Here is an 18155-nt window from a genome sequence, read left to right as displayed (position 1 = left end):
TATTCCTTGAAAAGGTCGCCTGTCTTTTAATCTGATAAACGTAACATAATTCACGCTACTTTACGGCATGAAAACTACTCTTTGAAATCGTTTGCATCCAACTCATGGCGCGAGAGCAGCTTATAAAATTCCGTCCGGTTACGTCCTGCCATTCTCGCCGCATGGGTGACATTCCCTTTGGTGATTTGCAGCAGTTTACGCAAGTAGTTAAGCTCAAACTGATTACGCGCCTCAACAAACGTCGGCAGCGCCGTATTTTCGCCTTCCAGCGCCTGTTCCACCAGCGCGTCGCTGATGACCGGCGAGGAAGTTAACGCCACGCACTGCTCAATAACGTTCACCAACTGACGCACGTTTCCCGGCCAGCTCGCGGTCATCAGACGCTTCATCGCATCCGTTGAAAATGCCCGCACAAACGGTTTATGCCGCTCTGCTGACTGGCGCAGAAGATGATTCGCCAGCAGCGGAATATCTTCCGTACGCTCCGCCAGCGTCGGGATCTTCAGACTCACCACGTTCAGACGGTAATATAAGTCTTCGCGAAATTCACCCCGCGCCATCGCCTTAGGCAGATCGCGGTGCGTTGCGGAGATAATGCGCACATCAATATCGATATCGCGATTGCTGCCAAGCGGTCTGACTTTGCGCTCTTGCAGAACGCGCAGCAGCTTAACCTGTAACGGCGCGGGCATATCGCCGATTTCATCAAGAAACAGCGTGCCGCCTTCCGCCGCCTGAAATAACCCTTCGCGATTGCTGACCGCGCCGGTAAACGCCCCGCGCGCGTGGCCAAACAGTTCGGACTCCAGTAGCTGTTCCGGCAGCGCGCCGCAGTTAATGGCGATGAAAGGTTTACTGCTGCGCGGGCTGGCGTTATGGATAGCCTGCGCGAAAATCTCTTTCCCGGTGCCGCTTTGCCCGTTAATCAGCACGCTGACATCCGATTGCGCCACCATCCGCGCCTGTTCCAGCAGGCGTATCATCAACGGACTGCGCGTAACGATTGATTCGCGCCAGCTGTCGTCCATTGCTGGCGCCGATTGTTCAAGCGCGTCATCAATGGCCTGATACAGCGCATCTTTATCGACCGGTTTGGTCAGAAAGCTAAACACGCCTTTTTGCGTCGCCGCCACGGCATCAGGAATAGAGCCGTGTGCGGTCAAAATGATGACGGGCATGCCAGGCTGGACTTTCTGGATTTCCGTGAACAGCTGCATGCCATCCATTTCATCCATTCGCAGATCGCTAATGACCAAATCCACTTTTTCGCGATTCAGTACGCGCAGCCCTTCCTGACCGCTTTCCGCCGTCACGACGCTGTAGCCTTCGCTGGTCAGGCGCATCCCCAGCAGTTTCAACAGCCCCGGGTCATCGTCCACGAGCAGCAGATGTGCCGGTTTGCGGCTTATCATGGCGTTACCTCATCTTGTGGCAGTGCGGAAGATGCGCCGTCGTCAGGCGCTGCGGGTTTATCATTTCCGTGTGTCGCGTCAGGATTGTAGTTGCCTGCGGGTTTGCGCGTGGAGAGCTGGCGCTCAATATCAGTCAGATTCTCCAGCTTGCGCGTCGTGAGATCGAGCTGCGCCTGTAAGTGCTGATGCTGCTGACGCAACGTATCAAGCTCGCTATCCGACGCTTGCTGGAGTTTACTGTAACGCTGACGCTCTTCGGCAAGCTGTAACTGTAGCGCCTGACCGTCGCGCCAGAGCTGATAAAGCGGGCGCACCTGAGCGGGAATTTGCGCGCTTAGCGCATCGAGGCGAGTGACCATATCGCGCCGTTCAAGGGGCGTAATTTTAGCATCCGCCAGCAGAATCCCGCGTTTGAACGTGTTCTGCCAGCTGCCATCTTCCAGCGCCCGCGCTTCATTGCGTGACTGAACAGGCAACAGGCGATCGGCACAATCAATCGCCCGCAGCCAGTAAAGCGGATTGTTATCCGTCGATGGCCCTTTGAGTAACCAGATATCCGTACAGTCGGTAGAGAGATAATCCGCCAGCTGATACGGTGGAATTTTTTCCTGCGACGCATCATTTACGACATGCTTCGCGGCATGTGGCGCGCACCCCATCAGCACCAGGCAAGGCACACTCGCTAACCATCCTCTTCGGGGAAATAATCGCTTCAGAACTCGAACAAAAACGTGTGGCATACTCACCAGGCTTAGCTTCATTTTTAGTGGTTTTTCGATGCAGATAGCGGCAGTTCTATACGAAAGCAAACTTCTTGCGCATTCTCATCGACCAGATACAGTTCCCCCTGCATACGACGGATGCAGTCCCTGGCGATACTTAACCCTAATCCGCTCCCCTTCACCGCACCTTTACGCTGATGGCTTCCCTGGAAAAAGGGTTCAAAAATCATGGCCCTTTCCGCTTCCGGGATCGGCGTGCCCGTATTGATCACATCAATGTGCGCCTTTGAACCATATACATTGCTGCGAATACAAATGTTACCGGATTCAGCGCCATAGTGCACCGCATTGGAATAAAGATTGTCCAGCACGCTCATTAATAGCATCGGCTCAGCCAGACAGCTGTCGATAGCCAGCCTGACCTCGGTATGCATCATTTTAGCGCGCGCAGGCAAACTGTGAGCGGAAACCACCATATCCACCAGCGGTTCAAGCTCCACGGTTTCCATCTCAATCGCGCTGTCTGCCAGTTTCCTGTTGTAATCAAGCAGTTGCTCAATCAACTTCTGTAAGTTGCGGCTGCTATCGTCCAGAATGCCGACGACCTCTTTTTGCTCCGGCGTCAATGGCCCCACGACCTGATCGGCCAGCAGCTCTGTCCCTTCGCGCATACTGGCCAGCGGCGTTTTCAGCTCATGCGACAGGTGACGTAAAAACTGATGCCGTTGGGATTCCAGCCAGGACAGACGTTCACTCAACCAGATAATGCGCTGCCCCACCGAACGCAGCTCGCGCGGCCCGGTAAACGACACGGTATTCCCCAGAGAGCGCCCTTCTCCCAGCCGGTTAATCATCCGTTCTATCCCTTTCACCGGCCCAATGATCATCCTTGTAAAAAGCAGCACCATCGCCAGACTGACCAGAAACAGCACCAGCGCCTGCCAGCCAAAGAATTGTCCGCGCTCTGCGATTTCCTGCTGTAACTGCTGCCCGCGCGAGAACACCACCGTGCGCGTTGCCTGCACCATTTCCGTATTGGCGTTGGCAAAAGCTTCCAGCCGCGCGGCGGCGGTAGCGTCAGGGCCGCTATTTTTACACTGTAATTGTGCAAGACCGTTCAGATCATCGCGTAGCGCCTGGTAAAGTTTAGCGTCCGGCAATACTCCCGCATGCGCGTCCAGCATTTCGCTGTAGCGTTTTCGCTGGCTCTGATACACCTTTGCCAGCGTACGGTCGTCGAGCACGCAATATTGCCGGTAGCTGCGCTCCATCTCCAGCGCCACGTTGGTCATCGCTTCGCTACGCCGGGCATCTATCAGCGTGGTGCGGTTAGTCTGCGCCGCCTGGGCGCTGAGCGCGTTGAGACTTTGCCAGGCCTGCCAGGCCAGTACCAACAAAGGCAACAGAATCAGCAGAAATGCCAGCATAACCAGTTGTCGCAAGGACCGGGGGAAAACAGACCAGCGCTTCAAGGCGTTACTCTCATCGGATAAGGATACAAGGATGCTAACCGAGGGGAACATCAGATACAACAAAGCCGGGATTAACCCGGCTTTGTTATGGAATAAGGCGGTGCCTAACTCGACGTTTCGCCCGGTGGTTGATAAAGCGACGCTATTATCAGAAGTTGGACGGCAGGCACCTTGTTGTGCGTCATTCGAAGTTTATGTAGCGCTTCCCGAAGGGGCTGACATAAGAAGGTGAATGAGCCACTGGTTACTATTATGCAGTAAGTGTGCCAACTTTAAAAACAAATAATTAACATTATGATTTTATTTGGTTTTATAGAGAAATCATCACCGTTATAAAACGAACAAAATTTCAGCAAGATGTCGCCATTCAGAGACACCTAAAAACAAACCTTACGCTATCTTTGTAAATCAATGAGTTAAATGTCTCCTTTTGGCGACACAGACAATCTACTGATGTCGGCATTTCCCGACACCTTTATGGTTGATGGCAGGGCAAAAAAAAGCTCCCTTACGGAAGCTTCCTTGCCGGATGGCGGCTTCGCCTTATCCGGCCTACGCGTATGTCCAGGCCCGATAGTACTTTGCTTATCGGGCCATTTACGTGCGGATTAACCTAACTGCTTACGCGCATTGCGGAAAATACGCATCCACGGGCTGTCTTCGCCCCAGTTTTCCGGGTGCCAGGAGTTGCTGACGGTGCGGAAGACGCGCTCCGGGTGCGGCATCATAATGGTTGCACGACCGTTTTCCGTGGTAACGGCGGTGATGCCATTTGGCGATCCGTTCGGGTTGGCCGGGTAGTTTTCCGTAACCTTACCGAAGTTATCGACATAACGCAGCGCAACCAGACCTTTGCTTTCCAGCCCAGCCAGATGCGCATCGTCACGCACTTCAACGCGTCCTTCACCGTGGGACACCGCGACAGGCATCTGTGAGCCAACCATTCCCTGCAACAGCAGAGACGGGCTTTGGGTCACTTCCACCAGGCTGAAGCGCGCTTCAAAACGGTCAGAATGGTTACGCACAAAACGCGGCCACAGATCGCTCCCCGGAATCAGTTCACGCAGGTTAGACATCATCTGGCAACCGTTACATACGCCAAGCGCCAGCGTCTGCGGGCGGTGGAAGAACGTTTCGAACTCGTCGCGTACGCGATTGTTGAACAGAATCGATTTCGCCCAGCCTTCACCCGCGCCCAGCACGTCACCGTAAGAGAAACCGCCACAGGCAACCAGCGCCTGGAAATTACCCAGCCCAATACGGCCAGCCAGCAGATCGCTCATATGCACATCAATCGCGTCAAAGCCCGCGCGATGGAACGCCGCCGCCATCTCAACGTGGGAGTTCACGCCCTGTTCGCGCAGTACGGCAACCTTCGGACGCGCGCCGGTAGCAATATACGGCGCGGCGATATCTTCATTGATATCGAACGACAATTTCACGTTCAGACCCGGGTTGGCATCGTTGGTTTTTGCGTCATGTTCCTGATCGGCACATTCCGGGTTGTCGCGCAGGCGCTGCATCTGCCAGGTCGTTTCCGCCCACCAGGTACGAAGCGTGGTGCGGCTTTCGCTGAAGACAACCTGCCCATTGGATTCAATCACAAAACGGTCGCCGGAAACGGCCTGACCTAAATAGTGTACGCAGTCACTCAGACCATGCTTCGCCAGCAGCACCTCGACCGCTTCGCGATCGGCCGCCCGCACCTGAATCACTGCGCCAAGCTCTTCGTTAAACAGCACCGCCAGACGATCGTCGCCAGATGTTGCAATATCGACCTGGATGCCGCAGTGACCGGTAAAGGCCATCTCGGCAAGCGTGACCAGCAGGCCGCCATCGGAACGGTCGTGATACGCCAGCAGTTTACGCTGCGCCACCAGCGCCTGAATCGCATTGTAGAAGCCTTTCAACTGCGCCACATCGCGCACGTCTGCCGGTTTGTCGCCCAGTTGACGATACACCTGCGCCAGCGCCGTTGCGCCCAGCGCGTTATGCCCCTGACCCAAATCGATCAGCAGCAGCGCGTTATCTTCGGTCGAGAGCTGCGGCGTGATGGTATGACGCACATCTTCCACGCGGGCAAACGCGGAAATCACCAGCGACAGCGGCGAGGTCATTTCGCGCTGCTCGTTGCCTTCCTGCCAGCGGGTTTTCATCGACATAGAGTCTTTGCCCACCGGGATCGTCAGGCCAAGCTGCGGGCAGAGTTCTTCGCCTACCGCTTTCACCGCGTCATACAGACCGGCATCTTCACCCGGATGACCGGCCGCCGCCATCCAGTTTGCGGACAGCTTGATGCGTTTGATATCGCCAATCTGGGTCGCGGCGATGTTCGTCAGCGCTTCGCCAACGGCCAGACGGGCGGAAGCGGCAAAGTCCAGCAACGCTACCGGCGCACGTTCGCCGATAGACATCGCTTCGCCGTAGTAGCTGTCGAGGCTGGCGGTGGTCACCGCGCAGTTCGCCACCGGCACCTGCCACGGGCCGACCATCTGATCGCGCGCCACCATACCGGTCACGGTACGGTCGCCGATGGTCACCAGGAATGTTTTCTCCGCTACGGTCGGCAGATGCAGAACCCGTTTAACCGCGTCAGCAATCGTGATATCAGCACGATCCAGCGCATCGCCTTTCGCTGTCAGCGTCTGCACGTCGCGGGTCATTTTCGGCGTTTTACCCAGCAGCACGTCCAGCGGCAGATCGATCGGTTGATTATCGAAATGACGATCGTTCAAGGACAGATGCTGTTCTTCGGTGGCCTCACCGATCACCGCATACGGCGCGCGCTCACGTTTGCACAACTCATCAAACAGCGGCAACTGGTCGGCGGCCACGGCCAGCACATAACGCTCCTGAGACTCGTTACACCAGATTTCCAGCGGGCTCATGCCCGGCTCATCGCTGAGGATATCGCGCAGCTCAAATTTACCACCGCGCCCGCCGTCGCTCACCAGCTCCGGCATCGCGTTGGAGAGACCGCCGGCCCCAACGTCGTGAATAAACAGGATCGGGTTGGCATCGCCTAACTGCCAGCAGCGGTCGATCACTTCCTGGCAGCGACGTTCCATTTCCGGGTTATCACGCTGTACGGAGGCAAAATCGAGATCCGCATCCGACTGACCAGAAGCCATAGAGGACGCCGCCCCGCCCCCCAGGCCAATGTTCATCGCCGGCCCACCAAGCACGATCAGCTTCGCGCCAACGACGATCTCGCCTTTCTGTACGTGATCGGCGCGGATGTTGCCGATCCCGCCCGCCAGCATGATCGGCTTGTGGTAGCCGCGCAGCTCTTCGCCGTTGTGGCTGTTTACTTTTTCTTCGTAAGTACGGAAGTACCCGTTCAACGCCGGGCGACCAAATTCATTATTAAACGCCGCGCCGCCCAGCGGGCCTTCGGTCATAATGTCCAGCGCGGTAACGATACGCTCTGGTTTACCAAAATCTTCTTCCCACGGCTGCTCAAAGCCCGGAATACGCAGGTTAGACACGGAGAAGCCCACCAGACCCGCTTTTGGCTTCGCGCCGCGTCCGGTTGCGCCTTCATCACGAATCTCACCACCGGAACCGGTCGCCGCGCCCGGCCACGGCGAGATCGCCGTCGGGTGGTTATGAGTTTCCACCTTCATCAGGATATGCGCAGGCTCCTGGTGGAAGTCATAGCGACCGCTCTCGTGGTCAGCAAAGTAGCGTCCCACGTCAGAACCTTCCATCACCGCCGCGTTATCTTTATAGGCAGACAACACATGATCCGGCGTGGTTTCAAAGGTGTTTTTGATCATCTTAAACAACGACTTCGGCTGCGGTTTCCCGTCGATAACCCAGTCAGCGTTAAAAATCTTATGGCGACAGTGTTCGGAGTTTGCCTGCGCGAACATATACAGTTCGATATCGTTCGGATTGCGCCCCAGCTTCGTGAAGGCGTCTTGCAGGTAATCAATTTCGTCATCCGCCAGCGCCAGACCCAGACGCAGGTTGGCGTCAGTCAGCGCCTGACGCCCTTCACCCAGCAGATCCACACTGGCAACCGGCGCAGGCTGGTGATGAACAAACAGTTTTTCCGCATCAGATAAAGAAGAGAACACGGTCTCCATCATCCGGTCGTGCAGTTCAGCGGCAATCGTCTGCCACTGTTCAGCCGTGAGCGTAGCGGCTTCAACGTAGTATGCAACGCCACGCTCCAGGCGGCTTACCTGTTGCAGACCGCAGTTATGGGCGATATCAGTCGCTTTGGAAGACCAGGGGGAGATGGTGCCAGGACGCGGCGTGACCAGCAGCAGCTTTCCTTCAGGGGTATGGCTGCTTAAGCTCGGCCCATATTTCAGCAAACGTGCAAGTTGCGCGTGCTCATCCTCGTTTAAGGGGGCGCTCAGGTCAGCAAAATGGACATACTCAGCGTAAATATTGTGGACCTGAAGATTGGCCGCCTGAAAACGCGCCAGCAGTTTGTTAATACGGAATGCAGACAGTGCAGGCGAACCACGCAGAATTTCCATCATAAGTCTCTCGTCTTCGAAGCGCCTGAGGCGCTTTAAGTGTGCGCAAGGGGGGAAACGGGCGACATTATAAAGAATCTGACGCCCCGACGAAACCGTTTGCGTCGAAATAAAATCGCCGCCTTTTCTTATCATACGGTGCGGCCAATCATTCTAATTAGTTGCCAACTGGCGCATTGTTGCGCAAAATGCCGCACATTCATGATGATTTTAACCCACCAAAATGACATTAGCAGGCTGAGATTACGCACGATTCAGAGAATTAACTAATTGAAAAAATTAAAGATTAATTATCTGTTCATCGGCATATTGACTCTGCTGCTGGCAGCGGCCCTCTGGCCATCAATCCCCTGGTTCGGCAAAGCCGACAATCGTATCGCCGCGATCCAATCGCGGGGAGAGTTACGCGTCTCGACAATAGAGTCGCCGCTGACTTACGCCCGCATTAACGGAAAAAAATACGGTCTGGATTACGAACTGGCGCAGCAGTTCGCCAGCTATCTTGGCGTAAAGCTGAAAATTACCGTACGCCAGAATATCAGCCAGCTATTTGACGATTTAGATAACGGCAACGCCGATCTGCTGGCGGCAGGACTGGTTTACAACAGCGAGCGCGTGAAGAATTATCAACCCGGCCCGACCTACTATTCCGTTTCGCAACAGCTGGTTTACCGGGTAGGACAATACCGGCCTCGCACGCTGGCCACGGTGAATGAAAGCCAGCTCTCTATCGCGCCTGGGCATGTCGTGGTAAATGACTTGCAGGCGCTGAAAGAGACAAAATTTCCCGATCTGAGCTGGAAAGTCGACGACACAAAAGGAACGGCGGCGCTGCTCAGCGAAGTCATCAGCGGCAATCTGGACTATACCATTGCCGATTCTGTCGCGATCAGCCTGTTCCAGCGCGTACATCCTGAACTGGCCGTCGCGCTGGATGTCACCGATGAGCAGCCTGTCACCTGGTTTAGCCAACTGGACGATGACAACACGCTTTCCGCTGCGCTGCTCGATTTCTTCAACGCTATTAATGAAGACGGCTCACTGGCGCGTATGGAAGAGAAGTATCTGGGGCACGGCGACGATTTTGATTATGTCGATACCCGCACCTTCCTGCGGGCCGTGGACGGCGTATTGCCCGATCTCCAGCCGTTGTTTGAAAAATATGCGCAGGAGATAGACTGGCGCCTGCTGGCCGCAATTTCCTATCAGGAGTCACACTGGGACCCGCTGGCCACCTCCCCGACGGGCGTTCGCGGTCTGATGATGCTCACCAAAAACACCGCGCAAAGTCTGGGGCTGACGGACCGTACCGATGCGGAACAGAGCATCAGCGGCGGTGTGCGTTATATCCAGGATATGATGGGCAAAGTGCCTGAAACCGTGCCGGAAGAGGAGCGTATCTGGTTTGCGCTCGCCGCCTATAACATGGGCTATGCGCATATGCTTGACGCCCGTGCATTGACGGTCAAAACCAGGGGCAACCCGGATAGCTGGGCCGATGTAAAACAACGGCTGCCGCTGCTCAGCCAGAAACAATATTACAGCAAGCTGACGTACGGCTATGCGCGCGGGCATGAAGCCTACGCTTATGTGGAAAATATTCGGAAGTATCAGATTAGCCTGGTCGGCTACCTGCAAGAAAAAGAGAAGCAGGCGGCAGAAGCGATAAAGCTGGCGCAGGATTACCCGGCAGTGTCTCCGGCCGAGTTTGATACGGAGACATTTCCTTTCTCTTCTTTCTTATCGCAGCCGTCATCGAACTACCTGTCACACTCTCCTTCTTTGCCGTTTTCACTGAAGAAGAAAGACGAAAACTAATCTCACAGGGCTGGACGCTTTCGCGTGGCCGCCCTACAACGATTCTTGCGAAGATTTTTTTAGCGCTTTGATCTCCTGGCGACGCATGCGGAAGAAATCACTGAGCAGCGCTGCGCACTCATCGCGTAACACACCTTCGGTGATCTCTACGCGGTGGTTCATGCCCGGATGATGCAATACGTCCATCAGCGACCCTGCCGCGCCGGTTTTCGCGTCGCGAGCGCCAAATACCACCCGACCAATGCGGCTGTGTACCATTGCTCCCGCGCACATCACGCACGGCTCCAGCGTCACGTAAAGCGTGGTATCCAGCAAACGGTAGTTCTGAAGCACCAGCCCGCCCTGACGTAGCGCCATGATTTCAGCGTGCGCAGTGGGATCATGATGACCTATCGGACGGTTCCAGCCTTCGCCAATGACGCGATTGTTATGCACCAATACCGCGCCAACCGGCACTTCACGCTCATCCCAGGCGCGTTTCGCCAGCGTCAACGCATGACGCATCCAGTATTCGTGGCTAAATTCAACATCAGACAAAGGAGACACTCCGGTAATAAAAGCGGGCGCATTATACATGGGCGCTATCGTTAACTCTATTCGAGTTGCTGGAGCTCCCCTCGCGGCGTGACGCGCCAGCGATGCTGGCAAAAATAGAGAAGCGGGTTATCCTGCTTACTGTCGCTGTAGCCGCTGTACAGACGTAACGGCGCACCAATCTGGCGTTCCAGTTGGGCGACCTTCTCGTGCCCCAGACAGCGCATAGTCAGCAGCCAGCCGCCGTAGCCACGCCGCATCTGGCTGGCGATCAGGTTCACGCGCGGCAGCCAGAGCGTATCGAAATAGACCTGTTCCACCAGCGATTGCGGAGAGCCGGTAATCAGCCAGATATCAGCGTCAGAGCTTAACAGATAGGTCGTCAGGCGCTCCTGAACAACCGGAAACGCCGTGACGTTATCGCGAAACCAGCGAACGAAATCCGCCTGATGCGCCTTGAGCCGCGCTTCACTGTGACCGAAGGTACAACCCCATAACAGCAGGCTCATCGGCCAACGCGCCGCCCGACCTTTAATCAACAAGCCAATCCCGATAACCGGCAATAACGGCAGCACGAGCAACGCATTCAGCGGCTGGCGACGCAACAGATAACGCAGGAAACTGCCAAACATATCCTGCTGGTGCAACGTACCGTCCAAATCAAAAAATACGACACGACGCTCGTGATTAACCAAACCCTACTCCTCTGGATTGTTGAAGCCCAATAGCCGGGTCAACCGAAACCCGGCGATAATCGTTACCAGATAGACTAACAGATAGAACCTCAATTTTCCGGTAACGTTAGCGTTCTAACGCCGCCCGTAGAAATCCCTGGTGAGCGGACAATTTCGCCCTTGCGTCTTCGGCATTCAGCCCGGTAAGCGCCATCAGAATGGCCGGTTTAACCTCGAAATCTGTCTGCTTAAGCAGCGCTTCGGCCTCTTCACGCATAATCCCGGTAGCCTCAACCACCATCCGGCACGCTCTGTCGACGAGCTTAACGTTGGTGGCTTTCATGTCCACCATCAGGTTCTGGTACACCTTGCCGAACTTCACCATCGCCCCGGTGGAGATCATATTGAGCACCAGTTTTTGCGCAGTACCGGATTTCAGTCGCGTCGAACCGGTTAGCGCCTCCGGCCCAACGACCGGCGAAATGGCGATGTCAGCTTCATGCGCGATGGGAGAATCGGGATTACAGGAGATAGCCACCGTGACGCAGCCCACCTGACGCGCGTATTTCAACCCGCCAATGACGTACGGCGTACGACCGGACGCCGCCAGCCCGACAACCAGATCCTGCGCGGTCACGTTAAGCGCCCGGAGATCGTCCTCCCCTAACTGCTGACTGTCTTCCGCGCCTTCCACCGCTTTCAGCAGCGCGCCAGGCCCGCCGGCAATCAACCCGATCACCAGCCCGTGCGGTACGCCAAACGTCGGTGGGCATTCGGAGGCGTCCAGAACGCCAAGGCGTCCGCTGGTGCCTGCGCCCATATAAATAATGCGCCCTCCCGCCTTTAAGGCGGCGGCGGCGGCATCTACCGCGCGGGCAACGTCTGGCAGCGTCTCTTTTACTGCTTGCGCTACAAGCGTATCCTGTTGATTAAAACGATGAACCAGCTCAAGCGTAGGGAGTGCGTCAAGATCCATAGTCTGTGGATTGCGGGTTTCTGAAACTAACGAGCCGAGATTCATTTTTGTTCCTTAGGAATTTTTAATTCATAATAACTATAATAATGGAATATTATATTCTTTCGGGCGAGGGAAAATCTTTTTATGATCCCCGTCATGTTTTTCGCCAGGAGTCCTCATGAACTGTTTGATTCGTATACGTCAGCGTTATCCGGACCTCGCACAAAGCGATAAAAAGCTTGCTGATTATATTCTTGCTCAGCCGGATGATACACGGCATCTCAGCTCACAACAGCTTGCCGTTGAGGCGGGCGTTAGTCAGTCCAGCGTGGTAAAATTCGCGCAGAAACTGGGCTTCAAAGGCTTTCCGGCACTGAAGCTGGCGATCAGCGAAGCGCTGGCCAGCAATCCAAATCCTCACTCTATTCCGGTACATAACCAGATCAGAGGCGACGATCCGATGCGACTTGTCGGCGAAAAATTGATCGAGGAAAATGTCGCCGCAATGCACGCAACGCTCGATGTTAACAGCGAAGAGAAATTGTTCGAAAGCGTCATGATGCTGCGCAATGCCCGGCGTGTTGTCATAACCGGTATTGGCACATCGGGCCTGGTGGCGCAGAACTTCGCCTGGAAGCTGATGAAGATAGGATTCAATGTCGTCGCCGAACACGATATGCATGCGCTGTTAGCCACCGTGCAGGCGCTGGCGCCGGACGATCTCCTGCTGGCTATCTCCTATAGCGGCGAGCGCAGAGAATTGAATATGGCGGCGGATGAAACGTTGCGGGTGGGGGGAAAGGTTCTGGCGATCACCGGCTTTACACCGAATGCCCTGCAACAACGCGCCACCCGTTGCCTGTATACGATCGCCGAAGAGCAGGCCACGCGCAGCGCCGCAATCTCCTCTACGCATGCGCAGACGATGTTGACGGATTTGCTCTTTATGGCGCTGGTACAGCAGGATTTGGGACGCGCGCCGGAGCGTATTCGCCACAGTGAGGCCCTGGTAAAAAAACTGGTCTGAGCAAAGAATGCGCGTATAATGCCCGCCCGGTTTGTGATGTTTTGAGAGTTTCCTGATGGCCCTGTTAATCACTAAAAAGTGTATCAATTGCGATATGTGCGAGCCTGAATGCCCGAATGAGGCGATTTCAATGGGCGACAGCATTTACGAGATTAACAGCGACAAATGCACCGAATGCGTGGGCCATTACGAAACACCGACCTGCCAGAAGGTGTGCCCGATCCCCAATACCATTCTCAAAGACCCGGCGCATGTCGAAACGGAAGAACAGCTGTGGGATAAGTTTGTTCTGATGCATCACGCGGATAAGCTGTAATTCTCCCTGATGGAATGACGCCAGGCCGGATGGCGACGTAAACGCCTTATCCGGCCTACAAAGTCCCGAATCTAGCTTTCGATGATCACCGTCGCACAGGCGTAATGACGTTCATCCGCTAATGTCACATGCATATGCGCCACGCCCAGCCTCTCCGCCAGTTTCAACGCCTCGCCCCACAAACGCAAACGCGGTTTACCCAGCTCATCGTTAAACACTTCAAACTGATCGAACGCCAGCCCGTTGCGAATGCCGGTGCCGAACGCTTTTGCCGCCGCCTCTTTTACCGCGAAACGCTTGGCGAGAAAACGCACCGGTTGCTGATGCGTCTCCCAGATAGTCCATTCGTTGTCGCTAAGCACGCGTCTTGCCAGGCGCTCTCCAGAACGGGAGATCACCGCCTCAATGCGGGCGATCTCCACAATATCCGTGCCTAACCCCAGAATCGCCATTAGCCGCGCGCTTCCAGCATCAGGCGTTTCATCTCGGCGACCGCCTCTTTCAGGCCGCTCATGACCGCCCGCCCAATAATGGCATGACCGATGTTCAGTTCATGCATTTCCGGCAGCGCGGCAATGGCCTGCACATTGTGATAGGTCAGGCCATGACCGGCGTTCACTTTCAGCCCCAGGCTTGCCGCAAACGTCGCCGCTTTGGCGATGCGCGCCAGTTCCTGCGCTTGCTTAGCATCCGTTTTAGCATCCGCATAACAACCGGTGTGGATTTCAATGTACGGTGCGCCAACGTCCGCAGCGGCTTTAATCTGTTCTTCATCGGCATCAATGAACAACGATACCAGAATGCCTGCATCTGCCAGCCGTTTGCAGGCATCACGCATTTTGTCACGCTGACCCGCGACGTCCAGCCCGCCTTCGGTGGTCACTTCCTGACGTTTTTCCGGCACCAGGCAGCAAAAATGCGGCTTCGTCTCAACGGCAATCGCCAGCATCTCTTCAGTCACCGCCATTTCCAGATTCATACGCGTATCCAGCGTCTGGCGCAAAATGCGTACATCACGGTCGGTAATATGGCGACGATCCTCGCGCAGGTGTACGGTTATACCATCCGCCCCCGCCTGCTCGGCGATAAACGCCGCCTGTACCGGGTCAGGGTAAGCAGTACCACGCGCATTACGTAAAGTGGCAATATGGTCAATGTTGACGCCTAACAGTAATTCAGCCATGACAATCCTCGTTAATCATTATTCGTATTTTCTGCCCGCCCTGGCCGTTTCGGCATAAATTGTCGAAACAGTTCCCGGCTTTTTAACGGCTTACCACCAAGATACGGCTTTAGCGCCATGCGGGTAAAGCGTTTCGCCGCGCGCAACGTATCAACATCAGGAAATTCTCGTGCATCCAGCGCTTTCAGATGCCGCCCGGTAAAGGTGCTGTTATCAATGACCACGCTGGCCATGAATCCCTTCTCTTCGCGATAGCGGTAGGTCATGGTGTCATCGACCGTCTCGCCACTCCCTGCGCAATGCAGAAAATCCACGCCGTAGCCCAGATGCCCCAGCAGGGCGAGCTCGAAACGGCGAAGCGCAGGTTCGGGCGAACCGGTCGCGCCAGCCAGCGACTGAATACAGTTCAGGTAATCAAAAAAGAGTTCAGAGAAGCGCGTTTCATATTCCAGAACGCGGGAAAGCAGTTCGTTGATGTACAAACCGCTATAAAGCGTGATACCGCTTAAGGGGAGCGCCAGAGAGACCGCTTCAGCGCTGCGTAAGGTTTTCACCTCGCCGCGCCCGCCAAAGCGGAGCAACAGTGGCGTAAAAGGTTGTAATGCGCCTTTCAGACTGGAACGTTTAGAGCGTGCGCCTTTGGCAACCAGACGCACGCGTCCCGACTCTTCCGTGAAGACGTCCAGCATCAGGCTGGTTTCGCTCCAGGGGCGACTATGCAGGACGAAAGCTCTCTGCCAGCCTTCCACGTAGTGCTAACTCAGAGGTCGTCTACATAACCGAGACTGCGCAGCGCACGCTCGTCATCGGCCCAGCCGGATTTCACTTTCACCCACAGTTCCAGGTGTACAGGCGCTTCGAACATTTCCTGCATGTCTTTTCGCGCTTCGATACCGATGGTCTTGATTTTGGCCCCTTTGTTGCCAATGACCATCTTCTTCTGCCCTTCGCGCTCAACGAGGATCAGGCCGTTAATATCGTAACCGCCGCGTTCGTTAGAAACGAAACGTTCAATCTCAACGGTTACGGAATACGGCAGTTCGGCACCGAGGAAACGCATCAGTTTTTCACGGATGATTTCAGACGCCATAAAGCGCTGTGAACGATCGGTGATGTAATCTTCCGGGAAGTGATGAGTCGCTTCCGGCAGGTGTTTACGCACGATACCAGCGATGGTATCCACGTTCATGCCAGTTTCCGCAGAAACAGGCACGATATCGAGGAAATTCATCTGGCTTGCCAGGAATTGCAGATGCGGCAGCAGATCGGCTTTTTCCTGTACATTATCCACTTTGTTAACGGCCAGAATGACCGGCGCTTTACCGTCGCGCAGTTTATTCAGCACCATCTCGTCGTCCGGCGTCCAGCGGGTGCCTTCCACGACAAAAATGACCAGCTCAACGTCGCCAATCGAGCTGCTTGCCGCCTTGTTCATCAGGCGGTTGATGGCGCGTTTTTCTTCCATATGCAGCCCCGGCGTATCAACATAGATAGCCTGGTACGCCCCTTCGGTATGGATACCGACGATACGGTGACGCGTGGTCTGTGCTTTACGGGACGTGATCGAGATCTTCTGTCCGAGCAGCTTGTTCAACAGGGTGGATTTGCCTACGTTCGGACGTCCGACGATGGCAATAAATCCGCAATAGCTTTTATCTTCGCTCATTCCAGCTCCAGTTTTTTCAGCGCCTGTTCGGCGGCAGCCTGCTCCGCCTTACGACGGCTCGAACCCGTGCCAACCACCGGTTCACTCAGGCCGCTGACCTGGCAGTGGATAGTAAATTCCTGATCGTGTGCTTCGCCGCGCACCTGCACCACCAGATAAGACGGCAGCGGGAGATGACGACCCTGCAAATATTCCTGCAAACGCGTTTTCGGATCTTTTTGTTTATCGCCCGGGCTGATTTCATTCAGGCGCGTTTGATACCAGTTAAGGATCAACTTCTCGACGGTTTGGATATCGCTGTCGAGAAAAACGCCGCCGATTAACGCTTCTACGGTATCCGCCAGAATAGATTCACGACGGTAGCCGCCGCTTTTCAGTTCACCTGGCCCTAAACGTAGGCATTCACCCAGATCAAATTCACGGGCCAATTCCGCCAGCGTATTGCCGCGCACCAGCGTGGCGCGCATACGGCTCATATCACCTTCGTCCACACGCGGGAAGCGGTGATAAAGCGCGTTGGCGATAACAAAGCTCAAAATCGAGTCGCCTAAAAATTCTAAACGCTCATTGTGTTTACTGCTGGCGCTGCGGTGGGTTAATGCCTGCTGCAACAGCTCCTGATGAGTAAAAGTGTAGCCCAGCTTCCGTTGAAGCCGATTAATTACGATGGGGTTCATGCGATACCAATAAATGAATGCGTCAACAATTCAGCACACGAAACAGACCTGAGGAAACCAACGCTGTTTAGTGTGCCGTGGCAACCTGACGGCGCCAACCTAAAACTTCGGGGGAATATTCTATACACAACGACAGGGGATGTCGTTAGTCTGCGGAGATTTATCCAATAAATAATTCATGTTGTCGCCGCAATGACGACAACATGAACGATTATCAGAAATTAATGGATCCCACCAATACGGCTTAAGCGTACGCCGGTCGGCCATTCACCTTCCTGTTTGTCGAAACTCATCCAGATCGCGGTCGCTTTACCAACCAGATTCGCTTCCGGTACAAATCCCCAGTAACGGCTGTCCGCGCTGTTATCGCGGTTATCACCCATCATGAAGTATTGTCCTGGCGGTACGATCCAGGTCGCCAGTTGCTGCCCTGGCTGACGGTAATACATCCCCGCCTGATCCTGTGCGATCGGTACGGTCAGAATACGGTGGGTTACGTCACCCAGTGTCTCTTTGCGCTCCGCCAGACGAATGCCGTTATCTTTCGTTTCGTTTAACGGCACTTCAAAGAACCCACTGCTGGCTTCTCCCCCATTACGTCGGGCAAAGGTCTGCACGAAATCGCTGGGTTGAACGTCAGAGTAAGTCACCGGCAGCGCGTTTTCACACGCCTGACCGGAACGGCATCCTGGCTGTACAGTAACCTCTTTGGCTACCGGATCGTACGTCACTTTGTCACCCGGCAGGCCGACAGCGCGTTTAATGTAGTCCAGGCGCGGATCTTCCGGGTATTTAAAGACCACGATATCACCGCGTTTCGGATGACCCGTTTCAATCAACGTTTTCTGGTAAATCGGATCTTTAATTCCATAGGCGAATTTCTCCACCAGAATAAAGTCACCGATTAACAGCGTCGGCATCATCGAACCCGACGGGATCTGGAAAGGTTCATAGATAAATGAACGCACCACCAGCACAATCGCCAGTACCGGAAAAACCGAGGCCCCTGTTTCCAGCCAGCCCGGCTTAGGCGCCACTTTTTTCAACGTGGCTTTATCCAGTGAATCACCCGCAGCGGCCTGTGCCGCTGCCTGACGTTCCCGACGTTTTGGCGCGAAGATAAATTTATCAACGCACCATAAAATGCCCGTCACCAGTGTGGCAATCACCAGAATCAGGGCAAACATATTCGCCATGCCAACT

General features: G+C 55.0%; 16 protein-coding genes and 1 pseudogene. 3 read left to right on the top strand and 14 right to left on the bottom strand.

The annotated features are described in order from the left end of the window. Positions 1-74: 74 nt before the first annotated feature. The 4 genes from glrR to purL form a co-directional block, all read right to left on the bottom strand. Positions 75-1409 (bottom strand): two-component system response regulator GlrR, encoded by a 1335-nt coding sequence (glrR, locus tag OGX80_RS16365; protein WP_024130114.1) that lies wholly within the window; start codon positions 1407-1409, stop codon positions 75-77. Beyond that, positions 1409-2152, bottom strand: a complete 744-nt coding sequence (gene qseG, locus OGX80_RS16360) for a two-component system QseEF-associated lipoprotein QseG (RefSeq protein WP_071258081.1) — start codon at positions 2150-2152, stop codon at positions 1409-1411. Before qseG ends, glrR begins: the two co-directional genes overlap by 1 nt. A gap of 23 nt (positions 2153-2175) precedes the next feature. Beyond that, positions 2176-3606, bottom strand: coding sequence for a two component system sensor histidine kinase QseE/GlrK (gene qseE / locus OGX80_RS16355; RefSeq protein ID WP_047461964.1), 1431 nt, complete (start codon positions 3604-3606; stop codon positions 2176-2178). Between the two features lie 608 nt (positions 3607-4214). Beyond that, positions 4215-8102, bottom strand: a complete 3888-nt coding sequence (gene purL / locus OGX80_RS16350) for a phosphoribosylformylglycinamidine synthase (RefSeq protein ID WP_115181278.1) — start codon at positions 8100-8102, stop codon at positions 4215-4217. 267 nt (positions 8103-8369) lie between these two features. Between purL and mltF the strand changes: the two genes are divergently transcribed. Further along, positions 8370-9917: a membrane-bound lytic murein transglycosylase MltF gene (gene mltF / locus OGX80_RS16345; protein ID WP_115181277.1), complete on the top strand. Its 1548-nt coding sequence runs from the start codon at positions 8370-8372 to the stop codon at positions 9915-9917. Positions 9918-9950: 33 nt separating this feature from the next. On the opposite strand, the gene tadA is transcribed toward mltF, so the two are convergent. The 4 genes and pseudogenes from tadA to murQ form a co-directional block, all read right to left on the bottom strand. After that, positions 9951-10493, bottom strand: coding sequence for a tRNA adenosine(34) deaminase TadA (gene tadA, locus OGX80_RS16340; protein ID WP_012131222.1), 543 nt, complete (start codon positions 10491-10493; stop codon positions 9951-9953). A 17-nt stretch (positions 10494-10510) separates the two neighbouring features. Continuing rightward, the gene (gene yfhb / locus OGX80_RS16335; protein WP_012131221.1) at positions 10511-11146 is read right to left on the bottom strand and encodes a phosphatidylglycerophosphatase C; all 636 of its coding nucleotides are present in this window, start codon (positions 11144-11146) and stop codon (positions 10511-10513) included. Positions 11147-11149: 3 nt separating this feature from the next. Next, positions 11150-11251 (bottom strand): annotated as a pseudogene (locus OGX80_RS16330) (PTS transporter subunit EIIC); the annotation flags it as partial. A 1-nt stretch (position 11252) separates the two neighbouring features. Continuing rightward, a complete protein-coding gene (gene murQ, locus OGX80_RS16325) occupies positions 11253-12146 on the bottom strand; it encodes an N-acetylmuramic acid 6-phosphate etherase (RefSeq protein ID WP_115181276.1) in 894 nt (297 codons plus the stop codon). A gap of 115 nt (positions 12147-12261) precedes the next feature. Here murQ and OGX80_RS16320 point away from each other — a divergent pair, with 115 nt between their 5' ends. Next, the gene (locus OGX80_RS16320) at positions 12262-13110 is read left to right on the top strand and encodes a MurR/RpiR family transcriptional regulator (protein WP_012131219.1); all 849 of its coding nucleotides are present in this window, start codon (positions 12262-12264) and stop codon (positions 13108-13110) included. Between the two features lie 55 nt (positions 13111-13165). After that, positions 13166-13426, top strand: coding sequence for a 4Fe-4S dicluster ferredoxin YfhL (yfhL, locus tag OGX80_RS16315; RefSeq protein ID WP_012131218.1), 261 nt, complete (start codon positions 13166-13168; stop codon positions 13424-13426). A 71-nt stretch (positions 13427-13497) separates the two neighbouring features. On the opposite strand, the gene acpS is transcribed toward yfhL, so the two are convergent. The 6 genes from acpS to lepB all read right to left on the bottom strand — a co-directional run bounded on the left by acpS (position 13498) and on the right by lepB (position 18148). Continuing rightward, entirely contained in the window at positions 13498-13878 is a 381-nt protein-coding gene (acpS, locus tag OGX80_RS16310; protein WP_115181275.1) for a holo-ACP synthase, read from the bottom strand. After that, positions 13878-14609, bottom strand: a complete 732-nt coding sequence (gene pdxJ, locus OGX80_RS16305) for a pyridoxine 5'-phosphate synthase (RefSeq protein ID WP_115181274.1) — start codon at positions 14607-14609, stop codon at positions 13878-13880. The genes acpS and pdxJ overlap by 1 nt, the downstream gene beginning before the upstream one ends. 11 nt (positions 14610-14620) lie before the next feature. Next, positions 14621-15358, bottom strand: coding sequence for a DNA repair protein RecO (gene recO, locus OGX80_RS16300; protein WP_024130108.1), 738 nt, complete (start codon positions 15356-15358; stop codon positions 14621-14623). A gap of 11 nt (positions 15359-15369) precedes the next feature. Next, positions 15370-16275, bottom strand: coding sequence for a GTPase Era (era, locus tag OGX80_RS16295; protein ID WP_012131214.1), 906 nt, complete (start codon positions 16273-16275; stop codon positions 15370-15372). Next, complete coding sequence (gene rnc / locus OGX80_RS16290) at positions 16272-16952, bottom strand: ribonuclease III (RefSeq protein WP_024130107.1); 681 nt, start codon at positions 16950-16952, stop codon at positions 16272-16274. Before rnc ends, era begins: the two co-directional genes overlap by 4 nt. A 221-nt stretch (positions 16953-17173) precedes the next feature. Beyond that, entirely contained in the window at positions 17174-18148 is a 975-nt protein-coding gene (lepB, locus tag OGX80_RS16285) for a signal peptidase I (RefSeq protein WP_012131213.1), read from the bottom strand. Between the last annotated feature and the right edge of the window lie 7 nt (positions 18149-18155).

The organism is Citrobacter sp. CK194 (assembly GCF_030333395.1).
Classification (GTDB): domain Bacteria; phylum Pseudomonadota; class Gammaproteobacteria; order Enterobacterales; family Enterobacteriaceae; genus Citrobacter_B; species Citrobacter_B koseri.
This window is presented reverse-complemented; position numbering and strand designations above follow the sequence as displayed.